Source organism: Globicatella sanguinis NBRC 15551 (assembly GCF_001552295.1).
In the GTDB taxonomy this organism is placed as follows: domain Bacteria; phylum Bacillota; class Bacilli; order Lactobacillales; family Aerococcaceae; genus Globicatella; species Globicatella sanguinis.
Genome location: NZ_BCQX01000135.1, coordinates 1 through 5,743, shown reverse-complemented (window position 1 = coordinate 5,743; position 5,743 = coordinate 1). Strand labels below are relative to the sequence as shown.

Here is a 5,743-nt window from a genome sequence, read left to right as displayed (position 1 = left end):
AGATATGCCTGAACAGAATTTTAAAAGTTTTTGCCCAGCCTCTATTTTTCTTGTTATTCAGTAGTGGCAATTATACTCACCAAAAATGGTGTGGCGTCTTTTAACCTACAAGAAAGAGCTTCTCAAAGAAATAAAATCAATTATCGTGATAGTGGCGTCCTTTCGCCTACAAGAAAGAATGTCAGGAATGACTGCAATTTATCCCTAACTATAAAAAACGATTGACCCTCGGCCAATCGTTTTTTTATATTATGCGTCTTCTTTACGTTTAGATAAGGTAATGAAACCTAATCCTGTTGTTAATAAAATAGTAACTGCCGGTAAAACATTATGGTCTTTTTCCCCTGTTTCAGGTAAGACAGCACTCTTCTTAACAGATGTTTGAGTTCCTTTTTGCTCTTTGTCAGTTTCTTTAGATTTTATTGAAGCCACTAATTGTTTACGTTTTTCTTTCAATTCAGCTAAATTATCCGCTAGTTCTTCACAATTTTTTTCTAAAGCTGTTAATTCCTCTTTTAATGGAGCGAGTTCAGCTTCTTTGTCATTCAATTGTTTTGATAATGCAGCTAAATGAAATGCATGAGCCTGTAACGTTTGTTGTTGTTGTTCGATTAATGCAGGTAAATCAGCCAAAGCCTTGATTTCTGTATCAACATCAGCTAATTGAGTCGTAATTAAAGTATATGATGCTTCTAATTCTTTAATTGTTGTGGTTAAATCAGCTATTTTAGTATTTATATGCTCAATAAAATCATTGATTGCTATTAAATTAGACTCTTGTAACTCTTTATTACTTTTTGCCTTTTCTAATACTTCTTGTGCCTTTGCAATCGCTTGTGCTAGGTTAGCATTTTCTTCTGATAATGACTCTAACAAAGTATTTACTTCTACCAATCGTTCTTCTTTTGTCGTTTGAGTTGTTACCAGTTGATCCGCTTGCACTGATTGTGTTGCTGCCAGTTCTTCCTTTTGCGTCTTTTCTTCAGCTAAAGCATCTTGCTCAGCTTTTACTTCAGCTCCATGAGCATTATTGGCTTGAATGTTATTTTCATTTTGTGAAAGCTCCATATTTACTTTCTCAAATTGAGCTAAAGTTTCATTTAAAAGCTGTTCAACTTCTTCGTTTTGTTGAGTAACAGAATCTAATGTGAAGTCAGCATTAAGATCAAATAGATTTTCATCTCTAACTTGTGGTTTGGTTACAGTAATAAAGTGATGACGCGTTTGATAGTAGTCATCTTCTTTAACATTTCCCATGGAGAAACCAAAGTGCCCTTTTGCATTATTGGCAATCATAGCTAATTGTTCGTTGTACCATTCAGGTTCACTCTCTTTATAATGACCATTTACGGCTTCGAAGTCTTTATATGTTAGATACTCATTTAATCCAATCAATGAATATAAATGACCATAATTCGGTTCGCCACCATCGTTAAAAAACATATTTAAAATACTTGAATAAATGGCACGCTTAATATTTGACACTGGAACATTCACATAGCCATCTTCCGTCAATTCGCCACCGCCGGTCTCTGTATGTTGACCTTCATATTCCATGTAACCCCAGCCTAGATTCTCATAAAAGTTGCCATAAGTATCATCTAAACCATTATTACCAGCTTCTTCAGAAATGGCCTTATCATAATGTCCAGCAGCACTAATTCCATTCTCAATATCTTGACGACTTTGTGCAAATGTATAGGCGTCATTAACATAACGTTTGGCAATATCATCGGCAAATTTAATGGTACTATGATTGGCTACTAAAGGTGAAGCACCAACGGCTTGACGAATTTGGTTAATGATGTCCAATGAATAGAAGGTTAATTCTTGAATTAATTGTTCGCTAACATGATTAATATCTGGAACAATACGTTCTTTATCACCTGGATTCATCACAAATTCATTTTTAGAACCTTCTAATTGTGAATATGGTTTGGTAATCACATCAAATTCAGCTCCAATCATTTCACCAGTATATAATTTGTAAATATTTTCCATCGTAAATTCAGCGGGTATTAAAATACGATTTTCGCCTACTAATGGTGGAGTGCCTAATAATTCCCGGTATTGATTAATTTTATCATCCAAATCTGATTTTTGTGCTAATAGTTGGTCCTTTTGTGCTTGTAGTGCATCGGCGACACGTTTCCATTCATCCAACGCTACCGTTAACTCCTTAATACGCTCATCCATCGCGGCTGTATCAGCATTCATTTCACTTCGAGCTCGTAAGTCGGCAATTTGTTGGCTAAGGGATTCAATCTCTTGACCTAATTTTGCTTTTTCAGTTTCTAAAGCTTTAATTTCAGCAGCGATACCTTCACTGGTTAAACGATCTAAAGCAACTTGTTTATCAGTTAACTCCTTATTAGCGGCCACTAATTTTTTTGTCGTTTTTTCTTTATCTGCCTCAGCTTGTTTTCTTTGTTCTTCCGATAGAGCCCGTTCTTCTTTTTTCGCATCTAAATCGGATGCTGTCTTTGCCATTTCAGTAGTCAATTCTGATTGCTTCGCAACTAGTTCAGCACGAATTTGTTCAACATTGGCTAAACGTTCTTTTAATTCAGTCAGGTGTGCTTCATCGATTACTTGTTGTTCTTCAACTTGTTTAATGGCAGCTTCAAGTTCTGCGATTTCACGTTCCTTTATTGTAATCTCATCTTTCAATTCAACCATTTGAATTTCACATGCCTGACATTCCGCTTCTTTTTCTTTGATTTTTTCATCTAAGTCAGCAATCTGCTCTTCGATTGTTTCTTCGGTTGTGTTTTCAGTTGTTGATTCGGACGTTTCCTCTACTGTTTCTTCGGTCACGTCCTTTCCTGGTGCTTCAGTCGTTTCTTCAACTGGTGCTTCGGTCGTGTCTTCAACTACTGATTCGGTCGTCTCTTCAGCTGGTGGTACTTCAGGTATTTCCTCTTCTACGGGTTCAGTTGTGTCTTCTATTGAAGCTTCGGTCGCCTCTTCAGCTGGTGCTTCGTTAGTGTCTTCAACTACTGATTCGGTTGTCTCCGCTACTTCAGCTTCAATCACGCCTATCTCTGATTGAACGATAACTTCGGCTTCAACCGATTCTCGTAGATCTTCATCAATATTGTTTTCTTCTAACACTGCAGTTGGTTCTGATACAGTTTCTTCGGCTGATACAATTTGGCCGGCTCCCACAAACCCAGATATCATTGCCACTGCAACCCATGCGCCTTTGACTTTCCTTAAAAGCTTCAGTCCTCGATTCATTGCAAACCCTCCCACACTATCTTATAAGCCTATTATAAATCATCTATGGTATATTACAAATGAAAAATTTAAAATTTAACCTTTTTTAAATAATTTACATTCCAATCAAAATTATCACAAATAAAAACTCTATCAATTTGGTAACAAGCGATTGAAGCTAGTTAATACCCATAATTGATAGAGAAGAATAATCTTTTAAGACCAAATTAAGACCAATAATAAAAACAAGCTTCTGTAAAACATTGATACAAAGGCTTGTTTTATTACATTTTTATCTAATTTCAGTAACCCCGCCCATATATGGAACAAGCACCTCTGGAATTTTCACACTACCGTCTGCTTGTTGGTAATTTTCTAAAATAGCTACCACTGTACGTCCAACAGCTAAGCCAGATCCATTTAAAGTATGAGCTAATACTACATGATCTTCTGAATCGCGGAAACGAATTTTAGCACGTCTCGCTTGGAAAGCCTCACAGTTTGAACATGAACTAATCTCACGGTAAGTATCTTGTCCTGGAATCCACGCTTCAATATCATAAGTTTTCGCTGCTGAAAAGCCCATGTCGCCAGTTGATAAAGTTAACACACGGTACGGAATATTCAACGCTTGTAAAATACCTTCTGCATTGGCAGTCATGGCCTCTAATTCTTCATAAGAATGGTCAGGATGAGCAATTTTAACAAGCTCTACTTTATGAAATTGGTGTAGACGAATTAAACCACGAGTATCACGACCCGCACTACCCGCTTCAGAACGGAAAGAAGGTGACATGGCTGTCATTTTCATTGGTAATTGGTCTTCCGATAAAATTTCATTCGCAACATAGTTCGTTAATGGCACTTCAGCTGTTGGAATTAAAGTAAAACCACGCTCATCAGTTAATTGGAATGTATCTTCAACAAATTTAGGATATTGGCCAGTTCCAAACATTGATTGATCATTGACCATATAAGGCGGAATCATTTCAGTATAACCATTTTTTTCAGTATGAGTATCTAACATAAAATTATAGACTGCACGTTCTAAACGAGCACCTAATCCTTTATAGAAAACAAAGCGGCTACCGGTTACTTTTGCGGCACGTTCAAAATCTAAGATACCAAGTTTTTCCGCAATATCCCAATGATTCAATGGTTCAAAATCAAATTGGGTAGGTTCACCCCAACGACGAATTTCCACATTATCTTCTTCATCTTCCCCAACAGGTACACTGTCATGAGGAATGTTTGGTAATCGATGTTCAATATACTCTAACTTTTCATCAATAGCCGTTAAAGTTTCATCTTTTTCTTTAATGATTTCTCCTAATGTTTTCATTTTAGCAATTTTTCCATCAGCATTTTCTTTATTGCGTTTCAATTGGGCAATTTCGCCTGATACAGCATTACGCGTTTGCTTTAAATGTTCTACTTCTACTAATAATTCACGGCGTTGAATATCTAATTCACGATACTCATCCAAAGTCTCATGAGCTACACCACGGGTAGCAAGTTTAGCTGCTACTTCTTCAAACTTATCTCTTAATACTTTACGATCTAACATATCGCTTCCTCCTCTTTAGGTATAAAAAAATACAGAGCCTTATCCACTATCTGGGACGAAGGCTCTGTTCGCGGTACCACCCGATTTCAAATATGATAATCATACTTGCTCTCAAATCAAATCGTTAACGGGATTACCGGCACTACTTACTCAATAAATTGTTTTCATAGGCATATCGATTCGTGGATTCACTAATTAATTTGCGTGATTTGCACCTACCATCACGTCTCTAGACAAATACCTTAGTTACTACTCGAATCTGTTACTTTAATTATAATCATCTACTAATGAAAGTCAAGTTCCGGTTCATTTTGTATGTAGGTGTTTGGTTGGCTTATGGTGTGTGGCTTCACCATATTTACGGAATTATGCGAAATCGGTATTCGATATTGGTTTAATGACATTGGGATTTATTTGGTAAGTAATAAAAAAACTAGCATTTTAGCTAGTCCATTCCATTAGTCTATAGGGGGGTAATGTGTCCTAAAAAGTGTCCAGGAAAACCAAGGCACTTTTAAAATTCAAAATTATATATTCTAGTAAAGAATGCTATATTATCAATGTTTTTGAAACTTATGCAAACCTAAAAAAATAAAAAATGGTCCCTACTGGGTTCGAACCAGCGACCCCTACCTTGTCGAGGTAGTGCTCTCCCAGCTGAGCTAAGGAACCAACTACTGCTATCATACCATATTGCGACGAGAAGGACAATAACATACGAGTGGGTAAGGAGTAGAAAACCAGTTGATTTTCAATTCTTCTGCTCTATCTCATCATGATAGACTCGCTTAATAAAAGAGTTGTTTCCGTTGCAGCATTAAAGACTCGCTTAATAAAAGAGTTGTTTCCGTTGCAGCATTAAAGACTCGCCTCACTCGCACAATAAAAAAGTCGCTTCAATCGCTTAATTAAAGACTCGTTTTCGTTACACAATTGTAGAGCCGTTTCGTCGCATCC

2 protein-coding genes, 1 tRNA gene and 1 other annotated feature are annotated in these 5,743 nt (G+C 36.7%); all 3 genes read right to left on the bottom strand.

Annotated elements, in window-relative coordinates; all coding sequences use genetic code 11:
• Positions 1 to 249 precede the first annotated feature (249 nt).
• Positions 250 to 3,240, bottom strand: a complete 2,991-nt coding sequence (locus tag GSA01S_RS09120) for an SEC10/PgrA surface exclusion domain-containing protein (RefSeq protein ID WP_066126831.1) — start codon at positions 3,238 to 3,240, stop codon at positions 250 to 252.
• 271 nt (positions 3,241 to 3,511) lie between these two features.
• Positions 3,512 to 4,786, bottom strand: coding sequence for a serine--tRNA ligase (gene serS / locus GSA01S_RS09115; RefSeq protein WP_066126830.1), 1,275 nt, complete (start codon positions 4,784 to 4,786; stop codon positions 3,512 to 3,514).
• A gap of 48 nt (positions 4,787 to 4,834) precedes the next feature.
• Positions 4,835 to 5,058: a binding site (T-box leader), on the bottom strand.
• Positions 5,059 to 5,385: 327 nt separating this feature from the next.
• Positions 5,386 to 5,458, bottom strand: a tRNA-Val gene (locus tag GSA01S_RS09110).
• Positions 5,459 to 5,743: the final 285 nt, after the last annotated feature.